Annotated in this window: 14 protein-coding genes; 6 read left to right on the top strand and 8 right to left on the bottom strand. The window is 67.2% G+C overall.

Features of this window, described 5'->3' with window-relative positions; translation table 11 throughout:
- Positions 1-5: 5 nt before the first annotated feature.
- Positions 6-1,010: a GlxA family transcriptional regulator gene (locus F3J43_RS12010; RefSeq protein WP_166886113.1), complete on the bottom strand. Its 1,005-nt coding sequence runs from the start codon at positions 1,008-1,010 to the stop codon at positions 6-8.
- A 99-nt stretch (positions 1,011-1,109) separates the two neighbouring features.
- On the opposite strand from F3J43_RS12010, the gene F3J43_RS12005 reads away from it, so the two are divergent.
- The gene (locus F3J43_RS12005; RefSeq protein WP_166886111.1) at positions 1,110-1,721 is read left to right on the top strand and encodes a LysE family translocator; all 612 of its coding nucleotides are present in this window, start codon (positions 1,110-1,112) and stop codon (positions 1,719-1,721) included.
- A 105-nt stretch (positions 1,722-1,826) separates the two neighbouring features.
- Entirely contained in the window at positions 1,827-2,156 is a 330-nt protein-coding gene (locus F3J43_RS12000; protein WP_166886109.1) for a cupin domain-containing protein, read from the top strand.
- A gap of 39 nt (positions 2,157-2,195) precedes the next feature.
- Here the strand turns inward: F3J43_RS12000 and F3J43_RS11995 are convergent, their stop codons facing one another.
- Complete coding sequence (locus F3J43_RS11995; protein WP_166886107.1) at positions 2,196-3,572, bottom strand: MATE family efflux transporter; 1,377 nt, start codon at positions 3,570-3,572, stop codon at positions 2,196-2,198.
- A 103-nt stretch (positions 3,573-3,675) separates the two neighbouring features.
- On the opposite strand from F3J43_RS11995, the gene F3J43_RS11990 reads away from it, so the two are divergent.
- Positions 3,676-4,269 carry a TetR/AcrR family transcriptional regulator gene (locus F3J43_RS11990; RefSeq protein ID WP_166886104.1) on the top strand — a complete coding sequence of 198 codons (594 nt, stop codon included), beginning with the start codon at positions 3,676-3,678 and terminating at the stop codon, positions 4,267-4,269.
- A 221-nt stretch (positions 4,270-4,490) separates the two neighbouring features.
- A complete protein-coding gene (locus tag F3J43_RS11985) occupies positions 4,491-5,882 on the top strand; it encodes an APC family permease (RefSeq protein WP_166886102.1) in 1,392 nt (463 codons plus the stop codon).
- A 48-nt stretch (positions 5,883-5,930) separates the two neighbouring features.
- Here the strand turns inward: F3J43_RS11985 and argE are convergent, their stop codons facing one another.
- Together argE and F3J43_RS11975 are read right to left on the bottom strand one after the other, a co-directional pair.
- Positions 5,931-7,091: an acetylornithine deacetylase gene (gene argE / locus F3J43_RS11980; protein ID WP_166886099.1), complete on the bottom strand. Its 1,161-nt coding sequence runs from the start codon at positions 7,089-7,091 to the stop codon at positions 5,931-5,933.
- On the bottom strand, positions 7,084-7,761 hold the full coding sequence (locus F3J43_RS11975) for a DUF1028 domain-containing protein (RefSeq protein WP_166886097.1): 678 nt from the start codon (positions 7,759-7,761) through the stop codon (positions 7,084-7,086). Before F3J43_RS11975 ends, argE begins: the two co-directional genes overlap by 8 nt.
- Positions 7,762-8,091: 330 nt before the next feature.
- Here F3J43_RS11975 and F3J43_RS11970 point away from each other — a divergent pair, with 330 nt between their 5' ends.
- Both F3J43_RS11970 and F3J43_RS11965 read left to right on the top strand, forming a co-directional pair.
- Entirely contained in the window at positions 8,092-9,408 is a 1,317-nt protein-coding gene (locus tag F3J43_RS11970) for a flavin-containing monooxygenase (protein WP_166886095.1), read from the top strand.
- Complete coding sequence (locus F3J43_RS11965) at positions 9,408-9,824, top strand: RidA family protein (protein ID WP_166886093.1); 417 nt, start codon at positions 9,408-9,410, stop codon at positions 9,822-9,824. The genes F3J43_RS11970 and F3J43_RS11965 overlap by 1 nt, the downstream gene beginning before the upstream one ends.
- A gap of 84 nt (positions 9,825-9,908) precedes the next feature.
- Here the strand turns inward: F3J43_RS11965 and F3J43_RS11960 are convergent, their stop codons facing one another.
- The 4 genes from F3J43_RS11960 to F3J43_RS11945 all read right to left on the bottom strand — a co-directional run bounded on the left by F3J43_RS11960 (position 9,909) and on the right by F3J43_RS11945 (position 16,602).
- Positions 9,909-10,796 (bottom strand): pirin family protein, encoded by an 888-nt coding sequence (locus F3J43_RS11960; RefSeq protein WP_166886091.1) that lies wholly within the window; start codon positions 10,794-10,796, stop codon positions 9,909-9,911.
- A 184-nt stretch (positions 10,797-10,980) separates the two neighbouring features.
- Positions 10,981-12,618 carry a phosphoglucomutase (alpha-D-glucose-1,6-bisphosphate-dependent) gene (gene pgm, locus F3J43_RS11955; RefSeq protein WP_166886089.1) on the bottom strand — a complete coding sequence of 546 codons (1,638 nt, stop codon included), beginning with the start codon at positions 12,616-12,618 and terminating at the stop codon, positions 10,981-10,983.
- A gap of 79 nt (positions 12,619-12,697) precedes the next feature.
- Positions 12,698-14,953, bottom strand: a complete 2,256-nt coding sequence (locus tag F3J43_RS11950) for an ATP-dependent DNA helicase (RefSeq protein WP_166886087.1) — start codon at positions 14,951-14,953, stop codon at positions 12,698-12,700.
- Positions 14,950-16,602: a VRR-NUC domain-containing protein gene (locus F3J43_RS11945; protein ID WP_166886084.1), complete on the bottom strand. Its 1,653-nt coding sequence runs from the start codon at positions 16,600-16,602 to the stop codon at positions 14,950-14,952. The genes F3J43_RS11950 and F3J43_RS11945 overlap by 4 nt, the downstream gene beginning before the upstream one ends.
- Positions 16,603-16,683: the final 81 nt, after the last annotated feature.

Genomic DNA, 16,683 nt, shown 5'->3' with positions numbered 1-16,683 from the left:
CAGGGTCAGGCCTGCCCGTCGGGTCCCGGCTGCGCGGTGCTGGAAAACCCGCCACGGCGCAACGCCAGCGCCGTGCAGCCAAACCGCCGCCGCACCGACCTGCCCAGGTGGCTGGCGTCTCCCAGCCCCACCTCGTCGGCGATCTGCGCCAGGCTGTGGCTGGAGTTGAGCAACCGCCAGCGCACCTGCTGCAGGCGCATCTCCAGCCACCAGGCCTTGGCGCTCATGCCATGGGCTGCCTGGAACTGGCGGTCGAGCTGACGCCGACTGATCCCCAGCTGCGCGGCCATTTGCTCGATCGACAACGGCGCGGCCAGGTGATGGCGCATCAGCGCCGTGGCCCGCTGTACCTGGCGCCCCTGGCCACTGCCGGCTTCCAGCGAACGCAATGCATGGCGGCTGTCGCGGCTCTCGTCCACCAGCATGTCGGCCAGGCCCTTGAGCGCCCGTGCCCGGCCACTGGCACGGGCAACCAGCTCCACGGCCAGGTCGATGGCGGCAGTGCCACCGGCACAGGAGATACGCGCGCCATCGAAGCAATACAACTGCTCGGTCAGCACCTGCAAGTGCGGGAACGAAGCGCGAAACTCCGCTTCGTGGCGCCAGTGCACCACCACCTTGTGCCCCTCGAGCAGGCCACAGGCCGCCAGCAGGAAGGCGGCATTGTCAACGCTCACCAGCTTCACCCCGGCCCTGGCCGCCTGCCGCAGCAACGCCTGGTAGCGTGGCGCCAGCGCCGCCGTCTCGGCCGCATTGCGCCCGCCGAACAGCACCAGGTAGTCCACGTCCCGCCACTGAACCTGCTCCGGCGTCAATTCGACCTGCACCACCGCGCCACTGCTCGACACCAGCGCCTGTTCGTCCAGCCCCAGCACCTGCCAGCGGCAATAGCGCTGGCGACTGTAGTCCTCGTCATCGGCAGAGAAACGCAGCTTGTCGAGAAAGGCACCGAAAGGCAGGAGGGCGAACGCTGGCAGCGGCAGGATCAGCAGGCGCAGGTCGGGGGTCATGGCGATGTCCAGATATCACGATCGAATGTCCAGATCATACCCTTCCCTCGCCCACCCCTGCCTTACACTGGCGCCCGGATTTTCAACAAGGCGTGCCCCATGGCCCTCGACACCTGGCTCATCTATCTGCTGGCCAGCATCGGTCTGTCGCTGACCCCTGGTCCGAACAGCCTGCTGGCCCTCACCCACGGTGCGCTGTACGGCGCCCGGCGCACGCTGTTCACCATCCTCGGCGGCGTGTTCGGCTTCAGCGCCCTGATCGCCCTGACCATGTTCGGCCTGAGCGCCCTGCTGCAGGCTTCGGCCTCGCTGCTGAGCGTGCTCAAGTGGGTGGGCGGCGCCTATCTGCTGTGGCTGGGGATCCAGTTGTGGCGTACCCCGGCGCTGCAGTTGGAGCAGCCCTCGGGCAACGCCCGGTTGAGCAATGCCGGGCTGTTCCGCCAGGGCTGCCTGTCGGCCGTGGCCAATCCCAAGGTGTTGTTGTTCTACGGCGCGTTCCTGCCGCAGTTCATCGACCCGCAGCGTGGCCTGCTGCTGCAGTTCGTGGTGATGGCGGCGACCTTCGCCAGTGTCGAATGCCTGGTGGAGTACCTGCTGGCACGCCTGGCGTTCCGTATCCGGCCGTGGCTGGCCAAGGGTGGACGCGGCTTCAACCGTTGCTGCGGCGGCCTGTTCGCCCTGATCGGCGTCGCACTGCCCTTGGGGCGCTAGCTGCACGGTCCCACAGTGGCATGGACGCCCTCGGGCCATTCGCGACTGCCCGACCCAGCGCAGCGCTACACTCACTGGCGCCCACCAACCGCACGAGCGACCGCCATGCCCGACAACCTGTTCAGCGCCCTGCCCGCCCTCGATCCGCAGGCTGAAGAACGCTTCGACGACCTGCTGCGCCGGCCAGGCCTGCGCATCGAGCGCATCGTCTCCAGTGGCCAGGCCAGCCCGCCAGGCTACTGGTACGACCAGGACGAAGGGGAATGGGTGGTTGTGCTCAGCGGCAGCGCCGGAGTGCGACTGGCGGATGAGGCGCAAGCCCGGGTGCTGCAGGCCGGAGACCACCTGCACCTGCCGCCCCACTGCCGGCATCGCGTCGAATGGACCGAGGCCGGTGTGGCCACGGTATGGCTGGCAGTGTTCTACCGCGCCTGAGGACCGGGCCACTGGCACTGCGCAACAAGGCCAGCGAACTCAGCGGGCAGTCGCGCAGCCTTGCGCCGTCACATCTACCGTCCCCTGCAACCGGTAGAACCGCCACGGCAGCAACAGCGCCGCCACCGTCAGACCGCTGGCAAAGCCGACCCACACCCCCACCGCGCCCAGCGTCGAGTGAAACGCCAGCCAGTAGCTCAGTGGCAACGCCAGCAACCAATAGCTGACCATCGTCACCCCCACCGGCCAGCGGTAGTCCTGCAGCCCGCGCAGGGCACCCAGCGCCGTGGACTGCAGGCCGTCGGCCACCTGCATCGCCGCGACCACCACGAACATCGGCACGGCGATGGCGATCACCTGCGGGTCATCGCTCATGGCCTCGGCGATATCCCGACCGAACAGCGCCAGCAGCACCGTGGCCACCAGCATCCAGGCACTGACGCTGACGAAAGTGGCCGTGCCGATGGCACGGATCCGCGCCGTCTCGCCGCGCCCCTGGGCCTGGCTGATGCGGATGCTCACCGCCGCGGCCATGCCCAGCGGCAGCATGTACAACAAGGCACCGACCGACTGCACCACCTGGTTGGCCGCCAGCGCGGCGTTGCCCAGCCAGCCGAGCATCCAGGCGGCGATCACCACCGCGCCGGCCTCGGCCAGGTAGCCCAACCCCAGCGGCCAGCCCTCGTTCAACAGTGTCCCCCACCCCAGGCGCGCGCCCTGAGGTGCCTGTCGATAGCGCGCCAGCGACGGCGCCAGGCGCCAGTAGGCCAGGGCCAGCAGCACCGCCAACGACTCGGCGAGCACCCCGGCGATCCCCGCGCCCATCAGCCCCAGGGCAGGCAGGCCGAAGTGGCCATGGATCAGGCCGTAGCTGAGCGGAATGTTGAACAGCACGGCGCTCATCACCAGCAGCACGCCGACCCACGGCCGACCGATGGCTTCAAGGACATCCTTGAACACCACCGCCAGGCAGTACGGGATCAGGAACACCGCCATGGCTTGCCAGTACGGGGTCAGCAGCGCCACGTCCGGCAGCGGCACGCCCAGCCACTGCAACACGGGCAGACTGGCCAGCATCGCCAGGCAGCCCAGCACGCCGATCAGCAACCCATAGCCAAGCCCGGCGCGCAGGGTGCGCGCCACCGCGCCGGGATCATCGGCACCGAAGGCATGCCCCACGCGCACGCTCAGGGTCGCGAGCATGCCGTACAGCCCTGCGTGGAAGATCAGCCCGGCGCTGCTGGTGAGGGCGACACAGGCCAGTACCACGGTACCCAGCGATGCCAGCAACACGGTGTCGGTCAGGCTGATCAGCTCGGCCGCGGACAACCCCAGCACCAGCGGCAAGGCCAGGCGCAACAAGCCTGGCAGTTCGGCCAGCCAGGTCAGGCGGTTGCGTTTCACGAGAGCAGTCACGGTGGTCACCTCAAATTCACATACGCAGCGTATGCTAATGTCATTTTCTGACATACGCAACGTATGCTAATTTGCAGCACTCGTTTTTCGACCGGAGTCCACCATGCCCGCCCCCCGCCGCAGCCGCGCCGCCATGAGCGCGCAAACCACCGAACGGCTGATCGCCGTGGCTCGCCGCCAGTTCGCCGAGCAGGGCTTCAACGCCGTGGTGATGGATGAACTGTGCGCCCAGGCCGACCTTACCCGTGGCGCCCTGCACCATCATTTCGGCGGCAAGGCCGGGCTGTTCGCCGCCGTGGTGCAGCACTTGCTGGATGAGATCAACCAGGCGCTGGATGTGCGCTACGCCACCCACGATGACCCGCTGGAGGGCTACATCGACACTTGCCTGTACTACTACGACCTGCTCCACGACCCCGCCCTGCGGCGCATCCTGCTCCAGGATGCGCCTGCGGTACTTGGCCCGCGCCTGCGCGAACTGGAGGAAGCCAGCTATATCGGGCCCATGGTCCAGGGGCTGGTGGAACTGCAAGAGGCCGGGCGCCTGCGCGCGTTCGATGCGCTGGCCATGGCTCACCTGATCAATGGCGCAATGGGTGACAGCGGCATGTGGGTGATCGCCCAGGACGATCCGCAGGCGGCTGCCGAACGGGTCAAGGCCGCGCTGCGCTGCTTGCTGGAAGGGTTGCAGGCATAGCGCAAGACCGCTTCACCCTGCAGCGGCGGCCTTGTGCCGCGAAAGGGCGGCAAAGCGGCCCCGGCTATCGATCATCCAGCGTCGATTCCGCGGCGGCTGCGCAGCCCTTTCGCGACACACAGTTTTTTCCTCCCCATCGACCACATTTTTAATAATTTCCCCGTCCCACCCCCTGCCCCAGTATCTGGCGCAACTACAACAACAAAGAGCGGGGAACTGTCATGAGTGCAACTGCGTCCGTGCCTGCCAGCGTGCAGCACGATCAAGCCGGCTTTCGCCGGGTCCTGGGGCTGGGGTCGTTGCTGGCCGTGGCCATCGGCCTGGTGGTATCGCAAGGAGTGATGGTGATGATGCTGCAGGGGGTCGGCACCGCCGGCCTGGGCTTCATCGTGCCATTGGGGCTGGCCTACCTGCTGGCCCTGAGCTATGCCTTCTCGTTTTCCGAACTGGCCCTGCTGGTGCCACGGGCCGGCAGCCTGTCGAGCTACACCGAAGTGGCGCTGGGACACTTCCCGGCGATCCTGGCGACCTTCTCCGGCTATGTCGTGGTGGCAATGTTCGCCCTCTCGGCCGAGCTGCTGCTGCTCGACCTGATCGTCGGCAAGGTCTACCCCGGCGTGTTCCCGCCCTATTCGGTGGCCTTCGGCGTGCTCGCCCTGTTCACCTTGCTCAACCTCATGGGCATCGACATCTTCGCCAAGCTACAGAGCGCCATGGCCGTGGTCATGGTCATCGTGCTGCTGATCCTCGGTATCGCCGCGATCAGCGAAGGGCATGCCGAAGGTGCCACCGCGACCTTGCTGCAAGGCGACTGGAACCCCATGGGTGCCGGCGTGCTGGCCCTGACCGCCATGGCCGTGTGGGGCTTCGTCGGCGCCGAGTTCGTCTGCTCGCTGGTGGAGGAAACACGCAAGCCCGAGCGCAACATCCCGCGCGCGATGATCATCGGCCTTACCGTGATCTTCGCCACCATTGGCCTGTATGGCCTCGGTGCGCTGTTCCTGGTGCCGCGCGAGGCACTGGGCAGCGATGCCCTGCCCCATTACCTGTTCGCCACCACGGTGTTCGGCAAGACCGGCGAGGTATTCCTGGTGATCGCCGCGGTCACCGCCACCTGCAGCACCCTCAACACCTCGTTGGCGGCCATCCCGCGCATGCTCTACGGCATGGCCTGCAATGGCCAGGCGTTCCCGCAGTTCAAGAAGCTCAGCCCACAGGCGCGCACCCCCTGGGTGGCGGTGCTGTTCGTCGCCGCCATCACCGGCCTGCCGATCGTGCTGATGGGCCAGGACGCGGCGGCGATCAACCTGCTGCTGCTCTCCGCGGCCCTGGCCTGGCTGCTGGCCTACATCATCGTGCACCTGGACGTGATCGCCCTGCGCCTGCGCTATCCACACCTGACGCGGCCGTTTCGCACGCCGTTCTACCCGCTGCCGCAACTGTTCGGGATAGGCGGGATGCTCTATGCGATCTGGAACGCCTCGCCCAGCCCGGAGATGAGCCTGAAGATCTTTGGCACGGCGGGCGTGGTGCTGGTGGTGGTTTCGCTGATTGCCATCGCCTGGATCAAAGGCGTGATGAAGAAGCCGTTGTTCAAGCCTGAACCGTTGTAACCCAGGCCCGCTCCCACGACGATGGCGTGGGAGCGGAGCTGCTCGACCTCAGCCCTGGCGCAGGTACTGGGCCAGGCGCAGCAGCAGCGCATCGCACCCTTGCAGCTGCTCGAGGCTGACGAACTCGTCCGGCCTGTGCCCCTGCTCCATGCTCCCCGGCCCGCATACCACGGTCGGAATTCCAGCCTGGTCGAACAAGCCACCTTCGGTGCCGAAGGCCACCGTGCCGAACTCGCTCGAACCACTGAGCAGGGCCACCAGTCGCGCCGCCTCGCTATCGGCCGGCGTGGCCAGCCCCGGGTAGGCGCTCAACGGCTGCAGGCGAATGGCGCTGGCGGCGCTGACGCTCCGCATGCGCGGCAGCAACTCGGTCTCTGCGTAGGCCTGCAAGCGGTCGGCCACCGCCTGGGCCTCGAAGCCCGGCAAGGCGCGCACCTCGAAATCGAACGTGCACGCCTCCGGCACGATGTTCAGCGCCCGCCCTCCCTGAATCACCCCGGTCTGTACCGTGGAGAACGGCGGATCGAAACGTCGATCGTGGTGCTCCGGTCGCGCCAGTTCGTCGCCTAGCTCGCCCAGCTTGCCGATCAGCCGTGCCGCATACTCGATGGCGTTCACCCCATAGGGCGCATACGCCGAATGGCAGGCTGCGCCGTGCACCTGGCAGCGCATCGCCAGTTTGCCCTTGTGGCCCAGCACCGGCTTGAGCTCGGTCGGCTCGCCGATCAGGCACAGTCGCGGCTTGTGCGGTCGCTGGGCCAGCGCTGCAAGCATCGAGCGCACGCCCAGGCAACCGACTTCTTCGTCGTAGGAGAACGCCAGGTGCACCGGCAGGCGCAGCGGCTGGGCAAGAAACACCGGCACCGCCGCCAGCACCGAAGCGATGAAGCCTTTCATGTCGGCGGTGCCCCGGCCATACAAGCGCCCATCACGCTCGCTGAGGCAGAACGGCGCGACCGTCCATGCCTGGCCATCCACCGGCACCACGTCGGTATGCCCGGACAGCACCACACCGCCGCGATCATCCGGGCCGATAGTGGCGAACAGGTTGGCCTTGGTGCCTTCGTCGTTGAGAAACAGTTCGCTCTCGACACCTTGGCCGGCGAGGTAGTCGCGAATGAATGTGATCAGTTCAAGGTTGGAATCCCGGCTGACGGTGGCGAACCCCACCAGCCGCGCCAGCAGCGCACGGCTGGAGCGCTCATTCATCGCCCGGCACCCCATAGCTGGGCGCGGCAGTCGGGTCGAGCGCGCGGGTCACGTAGTCCTGCATCTGCGGCCGATAGGCCTGCCACAACCCGTCGAGCTGGCCGATCGGGTCGTGCTCGGCCCAATCCACCCGCAGGTCCACCAGGGGCCAGGTGAGTTCGCCGGCGATCTTCAACGCCGCCGAGTGCACCGGCCCCGCTTCACCGCCGGCGGCCAGCGCCGCCTGCATGGCCGCCAGCAGGCGGTCGGCGAGATGGCCTGCGCTCTGCTCGAAGGCTGCGACCATGGCGTCGATCACCGCTGGCGCGGTCAACAGGTTGCCTGCCGCCACGCACTGCTCGCCAGCCACGGCGTGGTGCACGCCCAATGCCTGCTTGCCGGTGAAAAACGCCACCTGGCCGTGGCTGTCGATCACCGTGAGCTGGCGGTACTCGCTCCAGCCATTGGCACTGAGGACCCGGTCCAATGCAGCGGCCGGGGGCATCTGGCCCTGCTCGAGGGCATCGAGGACCTGCGGCCCCAGGGCCGGCAAGGTGATGTTCTGGGTGGCCACGGCGCCTACCCCGGCCCGTACCCACGGGCAACGGGCACCGACGGCGATGCTCGATGAACTGATGGCGATGCCCAGCTGGCCGGTTTCCTGGCAGCGGCCGATGATGGAGAAGGTCATGGTGCAGCTCCTGTGTGGGTTTACCGGCATTCTCGGTGTGCCCCAGTAGCGGCGAAACCAACATTTTCCTCGGCACTGGCCAGGAAAAAACTAGGCTCTGTCGTGGCAACGGCGGTGCGCCGCTCCCACAACGCTGGATGACCATGCCTTGCCTACAGAGCCTAAGGCACCAACAGGCTGCCACACTGCCCGCTCCCATCCATCGCACCCCTTCGCCAATTTATCGGCAAGCCCCAGCTAAATACTATTTTCGCGATGTCCGGCCCATCCCTAGTCTGATCCCAGGCAACACCGACCTGAACAAGAACGCCGCTGAAGAAGGGCTGGGACATGACACTGAACAATCTCGAAATCGATACCCTCGTGGTCGGCGCCGGCCAGGCCGGCGTGGCCATGAGCGAACACCTGAGCAAGCTCGGCGTGCCGCACCTGGTACTGGAGCGCAAGCGTATCGCCGAGGCCTGGCGCAGTGGCCGCTGGGACTCGCTGGTGGCCAACGGCCCGGTCTGGCACGACCGCTTCCCGGGGCTGGAATTCGACCTCGACGCCGATGCCTTCGCCGGCAAGGAGCAGGTCGCGGACTACTTCGAACAGTACGTGCGCAAGTACAACCTGCCGGTACGCACCGGTGTCGAGGTCAAGCGCGTGGTGCGCAATGCCGACCGCCCGGGCTTCACCATCGAGACCAACCAGGGCGTGATTCGCGCCAACCGCGTGGTGGCCGCCACCGGCCCGTTCCAGAAGCCGGTCATCCCCGCCATCGCGCCACAGGACGCACGCCTGCAGCAGATTCACTCCGCCGCCTACTTCAACCCGCAGCAACTGCCCGACGGCGCAGTGCTGGTGGTCGGCGCCGGCTCTTCGGGCGTGCAGATCGCCGAGGAACTGATGCGCGCCGGGCGCCAGGTGTACCTGTCGGTCGGCGCCCACGACCGTCCGCCGCGCAGCTACCGCAACCGTGACTTCTGCTGGTGGCTGGGCGTGCTCGGCGAGTGGGACGCCGAGATCGCCAAGCCCGGTCGCGAGCACGTGACCATCGCCGTGTCCGGTGCGCGTGGCGGACACACTGTGGACTTTCGCGCCCTCGCCCACCAGGGCATGACCCTGGTCGGCCTGACCCAGTCGTTCGACAACGGCGTGGCGCGCTTCCAGGACAACCTGGCCGAGAACATCCGCCGTGGCGACGAGAACTACCTGGCCCTGCTCGACGCCGCCGATGCCTATGTCGCGCGCAACGGTCTGGACCTGCCGGAGGAGCCCGAGGCACGCCAGCGCTTGCCCGACCCGGACTGCGTGAGCAACCCGCTGCGCGAGCTCGACCTGGCCAAGGCCGGGGTCACCAGCATCATCTGGGCCACCGGCTATGGCGTGGACTTCAGCTGGCTGCAGGTCGACACCTTCGATGCCAACGGCAAGCCCCTGCACCAGCGAGGCGTGTCCCGGGAGCCTGGGGTCTACTTCCTCGGCCTGCCCTGGCTGTCGCGCCGCGGCTCGTCGTTCATCTGGGGGGTATGGCACGACGCCAAGCACGTCGCCGGCCATATCGCCACCCAGCGTACCTACCTGGCCTACCGCGACCGCGAACAACGCGCGACGGACGAACAGGCCACCTCGATCAGCACCATCAGCACCCTCGGAGCTCACTGATGCCAACCCACACCCGCATCCGCATGTTCAACACCAAGGCCACCTACCCCAACCAGAGCCTGGACAACGACCTGTGCCAGGCCGTCAGAGCCGGTAACACCATCTACGTGCGTGGCCAGGTCGGCACCGATTTCGAAGGGCGCCTGGTAGGTCTGGGCGACCCCCGGGCACAAGCCGAGCAGGCGATGAAGAACGTCAAGCAACTGCTCGAAGAGGCCGGCTCGGACCTGTCGCACATCGTAAAGACCACCACCTACATCACCGACCCGCGCTTTCGCGAACCGGTGTACATGGAGGTCGGCAAGTGGCTGAAGGGGGTGTTTCCGATTTCCACCGGGCTGGTGGTGGCCGGCCTGGCGCAGGCTGAATGGCTGATGGAGATCGATGTGATCGCGGTAGTGCCGGATCAGGCATGAGGCGTTAGAAAAATCGCGGGGCAAGCCCGCTCCCACGCAGCCCGTTGCGGCCACGGTGGGAGCGGGCTTGCCCCGCGATCGTGCTCAGTGCTGGGCGCCGCGCTCGGCTGCGCCCATCTGGCCGAAACGGCCGGCCTGGAAGTCATCGAAGGACTCGGCGATTTCCGCCTGGCTGTTCATCACGAACGGCCCGTAGCCGACGATGGGCTCGTCGATCGGCTCGCCGCTGAGCAGCAGCACGCTGACATCCTCCAGCGCCTCGACCCGCACATCCTCACCCTCGCGTGCCAGCAGCACCAGGCTGGCCGGCCCGGCATCCCGTTCGGCGTTGACCCGCAAGGTACCGCGCAACACCACCAGGGCGGCATTGCGTCCGGCCGCCAACGGCAGTTGCAGGGTCGCGCCGGCCTTCAAGCGCAGGTCCCAGACATCCATCTCGGTGAAGGTCCGCGCAGGTCCCGAGTGCTCCTGGTAGCGCCCCGCGATCACTCGCAGGCTGCCCGCCTCGTCTGCCAGGCTCACCACGGGAATGTCGCTGGCCAGCAGGGTCTGGTAACCGGCGTCGGCACGCTTGTCCTTGGCCGGCAGGTTGACCCACAGCTGGACCATCTCCAGCATGCCGCCGCTGCGGGCGAAGGCCGGGGAATGGAACTCCTCGTGGAGGATGCCGCCTGCCGCAGTCATCCATTGCACATCGCCCGGGCCGATCAGGCCACCAGCCCCGGTGGAGTCGCGGTGTTCCACTTCGCCCTGGTAGACGATGGTCACTGTCTCGAAACCGCGGTGCGGGTGCTGGCCGACACCACGCCGCGTAGTGGTGGGGGTGAAATCGTGAGGGCCGGCGTAATCCAGCAGCAGGAACGGGCTGATCTGCCGGGCCAGGTTGTCATAGGTGAACAGGCTGCGCACCGGGAAGCCGTCGCCCACCCAGTGGGCATGAGGGCTGCGGTAGATACCCTGGATCTTTTTCATGAGAAGCCTCCTCTCGTGGATGGGTATAACCTTACCGGTGAGGCTAATCGTGCACTAGATAGCTGAAATGGCATGGATCGTTCCATCTTTGGAACAACCAAACACACTGCGGGGCAAGCCCGCTCCCACGTCAACCTACCGGCGCGTGGGAGCGGGCCTGCCCCGCGACTGACAGCACTATCGATCAGGCGATGGCCGCGTCCACCAGGACCTGGGCCTCGGCCACCAGGCGCTCGAGGTGCGCCTCGTCGATGAAGCTCTCGGCGTAGATCTTGTAGATGTCCTCGGTGCCCGATGGGCGTGCGGCGAACCAGCCATTGGCGGTCATCACCTTGAGACCGCCGATGGCCTGGTTGTTGCCCGGGGCATGGCTGAGGATCTGCTCGATCGGCTCGCCGGCCAGCTCGGTGGACTTGACCTGCTCCGGCGACAGCTTGCTCAGCAGCGCCTTCTGCCGTGCGTCGGCCTTGGCCTCGACCCGGGTGGCGTACGGCTTGCCCAGTCTGGCGGTGAGCTCGGCGTAGATCTGGCTCGGGTTGCGCCCGGTACGCGCGGTCATCTCGGCTGCCAGCAGCGCCGGGATCAGGCCGTCCTTGTCGGTGGCCCAGACCGTGCCGTCCTTGCGCAGGAACGAGGCGCCGGCGCTCTCTTCGCCGCCAAAGCCCAGCGAGCCGTCGAACAGGCCCTGGGCGAAGAACTTGAAGCCCACCGGCACCTCGTGCAACTCACGCCCCAAGCCCGCGGTGACACGGTCGATCAGGCCGCTGGAGACCACGGTCTTGCCCACCGCCGCATCGGCACGCCATTGCGGGCGATGGCGGTACAGGTAGTCGATGGCCACGGCCAGGTAGTTGTTCGGCTGCAGCAGGCCGTCCGGGGTGACGATGCCATGGCGGTCGTGGTCCGGGTCGCAGGCGAAGGCCACGTCGAAGCGCTCGCGCAGGCCGATCAGGCCCTGCATGGCGTGCGGCGAGGACGGGTCCATGCGGATCTGGCCGTCCCAGTCGACGGTCATGAAGCGGAAGGTCGGGTCGACTTCGGTGTTGACCACTTCCAGGTTCAGCCGGTAGCGCTCGGCGATGGCCGACCAGTAGCGCACCCCGGCGCCGCCCAGCGGATCGACACCCAGGCGCAGGTTGGCGCCGCGGATCACGTCGAAGTCGATGACGTTTTCCAGGTCGGCGACATAGCTGCCAAGGTAGTCATGCCGCTGGGTGGTCGGGGCGTTCAGCGCCTGCTGGTGGTCCATGCGCTTGACGCCGGCCAGGCCAGCCGCCAGCAGCTCGTTGGCCTTGGCTTCGATCCATTTGGTCACGTCGCTGTCGGCCGGACCGCCGTTGGGCGGGTTGTACTTGAAGCCGCCGCTTTGCGGCGGGTTGTGCGACGGCGTGATGACGATGCCGTCGGCCAGGCCCTGCTGGCGGCCACGGTTGTAGCAGAGAATGGCGTGGGACACCGCCGGGGTCGGGGTGTACTCGTCGTCCTGGCTGAGCATCACCTGCACACCGTTGGCGGCCAGCACTTCCAGGGCGCTGGCGGCAGCCGGCGCGGACAGCGCATGGGTGTCGGCGCCGATGAACAACGGGCCATCGATGCCCTTCTCCTGGCGGTACAGGCAAATGGCCTGGGTGATCGCCAGCACGTGGTACTCGTTGAAGCTCAGGTCGAACGAGCTGCCCCGATGGCCCGAGGTGCCGAAGGCCACGCGCTGGGCCGCCACCGCGGCGTCGGGACGGCCGGTGTAGTAGGCGGTCAACAGGCGGGGAATATCGACCAGCACGCTGGCTGGAGCCGGCTTGCCTGCCAAAGGACTGAGCGTCATGCGGAACCTCGAATGCAACGAATGTTGGGGTTGGAACGCGCAGTGTACTGGGAGTTTCAACGCCAGGCGATGGGCGCGTTCAGGGGCAGTGCCACCAACTCGGGAACATCTGCCGCACCCGCGGTTCGGCGAAGCGTTCGTCGATCAGCACCAGCACGCCACGGTCCTGCTCGCCACGGATCACCCGCCCGGCTGCCTGGATCACCTTGCGTACCCCCGGGTATAGGTAGGCATAGTCGAAACCGGCGCCGAACTGCCGCCCCAGATACCGCTTGAACTGCTCGTTGACCGGATTGACCTGGGGCAGCCCGAGGGTGGCGACGAACGCACCGATCAGGCGCGTGCCCGGCAGGTCCACGCCCTCGCCGAAGGCGCCGCCCAGCACGGCGAAGCCGATTCCCTGGCCGTCGGCGACGAAACGGGCGAGAAACGCCTCGCGCCCGGCCTCGTCCATCCCCGGCGCCTGCTGCCAGGCGGGAATCTGCGGGTGCCGCTCGGCCAGCAGCCGGGCCACTTGCTCGAGGTACTCGAAGCTGCTGAAGAAGGCCAGGTAGTTGCCCGGCTGGCCGGCGTACTGCGCGGCGATCAGCTCGACGATCGGCGCCAGCGAGGCCTGGCGCTGCTGGTAGCGGGTCGACACCTCGCTGACGATACGCACCTGCAACTGCTCGGCGCGAAACGGCGCGGCCACCTCCAGCCAGGCGGTGTCCCCAGGCATGCCCAACAGGTCGCGATAGAAGTGCCGCGGGTTGAGCGTCGCGGAGAACAGCGTGACGCTGCGCGCCGCGCTCATCCTCGGGCCCAGCAGCCGCGCGGGTACCACGTTGCGCAGGCACAGGGTGGCCAGGCGCCGCCCGCGCGGGCCGTTGCGCAGGCTGATGTCGAACAGGAAGTGCTCGTCGAACAGCTCGGCGATGCGACTGAACTGCAAGGCCTGGAAGTAGAACTCGAGCACCTTGGGCTCGACCTCGGCCGGCGCCTGGTTCATGCGCTCCTGGATCAGGCCGATGCACTGCAGCAACGCCCGCAGGAACGCTTGCGGCAGTTGCTCGCCGGCCTGGTACGGGGCCAGTTGTGCCTTGTACAGCGCGTTCCATTGCCGGTTCAGGCGATCCAGCGCACTCCCCAACCCGGCCGGCTTGCCTTGGCGCAAGGCCTGCAACTGGCCCTGGTCGAGGCTGGCGCTGTACATCTGCCGGCCACGCTCGACCAGATTGTGCGCCTCGTCCACCAGTACCGCCGTGCGCCACTGGTTGGCTTCGGCCAGACCGTACAACAGGGCGTGGGCATCGAAGTAGTAGTTGTAGTCGGCCACCAGCAGGTCGACCCAGCGCGCCATCTCCTGGCCCAGGTAGTACGGGCACACCTGGTGCGCCAGGGCCACCTCGCGCAGGCTCGCGCGATCGAGCAGCGGCACCTGGGCGGCAGCCTCGCGGGCACCGGGCAGACGGTCGTAGAAACCCATGGCCAGCGGGCAGGACTCGCCATGGCAGGCGCTGCCTGGGTGTTCGCAGGCCTTGTCGCGGGCAATCAGCTCCAGGCCCCGCAGCGCCGGCTGCGGGCTGGCCTGGTTGAGCTGGCGCAGCGCGTCCAGGGCCAGCGCCCGCCCCGGTGTCTTGGCCGTCAGGAAGTAGAGCTTGTCCAGCTGCTGCGGCACCATCGCCTTGAGCAGCGCAAACAGCGTGCCCAGGGTCTTGCCGATACCGGTGCTGGCCTGGGCCATCAGGCAACGCCCGGTACTCACCGCCTTGTACAGGGTCTCGGCCAGCTGGCGCTGGCCCTGGCGAAATTCAGGGTAGGGAAAAACCAGGGCCCGCAAGCCAAGGTCCCGCTCGGCGTGGCGCTGCGCCTGCCCTTGCGCCCAGGCCAGGAAGCGCTGGCACTGCGCCTCGAAGAACACCTGCAGATCGTCCGCCGCGTGGTGTTCGCTGAACAGCGTCTGGCTGTCACTGTCGACGTCCAGGTAGACCAGCGCGACCTCGATCTCCTGCAGTTCCCGGGCCTGGCACATCAGCCAGGCATAGACCTTGGCCTGGGCCCAGTGCAACTGGCGATGATTGTCGGGCTGGCGGGAAAGGTCGCCGCGGTGGGTCTTGATCTCTTCGAGGCGATTGCGCAACGGATCGTAACCATCGGCACGGCCACGCACGCGCAACCCCAGGTACTCGCCCTCCAGCGCCACCTCGGCCTCGTAGCCGGCATCACGCCGGGCCACCACGCGACGGTGACCGGCGATGCCTTCCTGGGCACTGGGCGATGGTGTGAAGCGCAGGTCCAGGTCGCCGACCTTGGCGCTGAACTCGCACAGGGCGCGCACGGCCACGGTGTAACTCATGTCTGTGGCCCCTGCCAGCGCACCTGGCAGACCGCCACCGGCAGGCCATGCGCCTGGCAGAACTCCAGCCAGCGCAGCTGGTTGTCCTGCAACCGGTCGCCCGGCCCCTTGACCTCGATCATGCGATAGCGCCCCTCCTGCGGCCAGAACTGGATCAGGTCGGGCATGCCGGCGCGGTTGTGGCGGATATCCTGCAGCAAGCGCTGGAAGCAGGCTTTCAAGTGTTCCGGCGGCAGACAGGCCAGGGCTTGCTCGAGCAAAGCTTCATCGAGCATTTCCCAGAACACGAAGGGCGATTGCAACCCCTGCTTGGCCACGTAGCAATCTCGCATGGCCTGGCGATAGCTGCCATCGTCGAGACGCCCCAGGCACCGCTCGAACAACTCGCCACGGCGCAACTGGAAATCGGCGTCGTGCAGGTCCTGCGGGCCGGCCTGGAACGGGTGGAAGAATGCCCCTGGCACCGGGGCGAAGATCGCGTCCCAGCACAACAGGCCGAACAGGCTGTTGAACAAGGTGTTCTCCACGTAGCGGGCAATACCGCCGGCCTGCTCCAGATGGCTACGCACCGCCTCCTCCACGCCCAGTTGCGAGTGCTCGGCCGGCAGGGTCAGCTCGATCAGCGTCACCGCACCCTGTCGGCGACGCGGCTGGGGCGGCCCACCGAGCTTGCGCGCCAGGCGGGGCAGCATGCGTTCCAGCGCCTGGCGCTCCAGCGCATTGGCCGGTTCCGCGGCCAGGCTGCTGGCCAGCGCATGGGCCTGGGGCCACTGCTCGCTGCGCTCCAGCACCCGCACCTGGCGGATACGCGCCTCGGGGTGAGCGCAGCCGGCGTACACCTGCAGCGCCAGGTCCCAGTCGCCCAGGCGCTCGCAGTGCTGACCCAGGCTGAACAACAGACGTGCCCGGCGTCGGGCCAGCCACGGATTGTCGCTGTCGAAACCGTGCAGCGCCGCCAGCACCTGCGCCGGCGCCACCCCTTGCTCCAGCCACTCGGCACTCTGGTGCAAGGCCACGGCCAGATCGACATCGCCACGCCGACGCAAGGCCCTGGAATCGTCGCTGAACGCTACCTGCTCATAGCGCAACAGCCCAAGGTCGGCCAGCACGAAGTCCGACCAGTCCTGGTGAAGGTTGCCGAAGAACAACAGGCGCAGTCGATCGCACAACGCTTGCAGTTGCCAGTGCACGATGCGTACGGGAAATCCGGGGTACCAAGCGGCCATCGGCCTGGGCGCCAGTTGCAAGGCCTGCAGCTGAGCCAGCAGATCGGCCTTGCCACTGCGCGGTCGTGCCAAGCGATCGGCGAAAACGCTGGCCAGTTCGTCCTTGCGCAACAACGCCCCCAACTGCTCGAGCGTCAAGCACGGCTCCCCGTCCACCCAGCCCAACGCCAGCAGCGGCGCGAGTGCCGCGTCGATATCGCCGACCTCGGCATAGACCAGCTTGTCACTGCGAAAATGCTCGCCCTTGCGCATGACCATGCGCACCAGCAGTCCCTGGGCGGACACTGGCAAGCCGGTAAAACGAGTGATGAAGGCCCGTTCCTGATCGTCGAGCAGGTCGGCATAGCGCTGCCCGACCCAGCCCAGGACCTCACGGAAGTTATGCAGGTAATAAAAGGGATCGTCGACGGAATGGGCAATCACGGTGTGGGGCCAGGCTCGCTGAACAGGCACTGGTTATACATACAGACCTGATCTTCGAGCAAGCCCCGGGGATCAACGGTC

Origin of the sequence: Pantoea sp. Cy-639 (assembly GCF_011752525.1) — a bacterium.
GTDB lineage: Bacteria > Pseudomonadota > Gammaproteobacteria > Pseudomonadales > Pseudomonadaceae > Aquipseudomonas.
The sequence above is the reverse complement of the archived record's forward strand: the minus strand, read 5'-3'. Positions and strand labels throughout refer to the sequence as shown.

Excerpts from the sequence above, each read along its gene's own strand:
- F3J43_RS12010 (WP_166886113.1), bottom strand. The coding sequence starts at position 1,010 with ATGACCCCCGACCTGCGCCTGCTGATCCTGCCGCTGCCAGCGTTCGCC.
- F3J43_RS12005 (WP_166886111.1), top strand. The coding sequence starts at position 1,110 with ATGGCCCTCGACACCTGGCTCATCTATCTGCTGGCCAGCATCGGTCTG.
- F3J43_RS12000 (WP_166886109.1), top strand. The coding sequence starts at position 1,827 with ATGCCCGACAACCTGTTCAGCGCCCTGCCCGCCCTCGATCCGCAGGCT.
- F3J43_RS11990 (WP_166886104.1), top strand. The coding sequence starts at position 3,676 with ATGCCCGCCCCCCGCCGCAGCCGCGCCGCCATGAGCGCGCAAACCACC.
- F3J43_RS11985 (WP_166886102.1), top strand. The coding sequence starts at position 4,491 with ATGAGTGCAACTGCGTCCGTGCCTGCCAGCGTGCAGCACGATCAAGCC.
- argE (WP_166886099.1), bottom strand. The coding sequence starts at position 7,091 with ATGAATGAGCGCTCCAGCCGTGCGCTGCTGGCGCGGCTGGTGGGGTTC.
- F3J43_RS11975 (WP_166886097.1), bottom strand. The coding sequence starts at position 7,761 with ATGACCTTCTCCATCATCGGCCGCTGCCAGGAAACCGGCCAGCTGGGC.
- F3J43_RS11970 (WP_166886095.1), top strand. The coding sequence starts at position 8,092 with ATGACACTGAACAATCTCGAAATCGATACCCTCGTGGTCGGCGCCGGC.
- F3J43_RS11965 (WP_166886093.1), top strand. The coding sequence starts at position 9,408 with ATGCCAACCCACACCCGCATCCGCATGTTCAACACCAAGGCCACCTAC.
- F3J43_RS11960 (WP_166886091.1), bottom strand. The coding sequence starts at position 10,796 with ATGAAAAAGATCCAGGGTATCTACCGCAGCCCTCATGCCCACTGGGTG.
- pgm (WP_166886089.1), bottom strand. The coding sequence starts at position 12,618 with ATGACGCTCAGTCCTTTGGCAGGCAAGCCGGCTCCAGCCAGCGTGCTG.
- F3J43_RS11950 (WP_166886087.1), bottom strand. The coding sequence starts at position 14,953 with ATGAGTTACACCGTGGCCGTGCGCGCCCTGTGCGAGTTCAGCGCCAAG.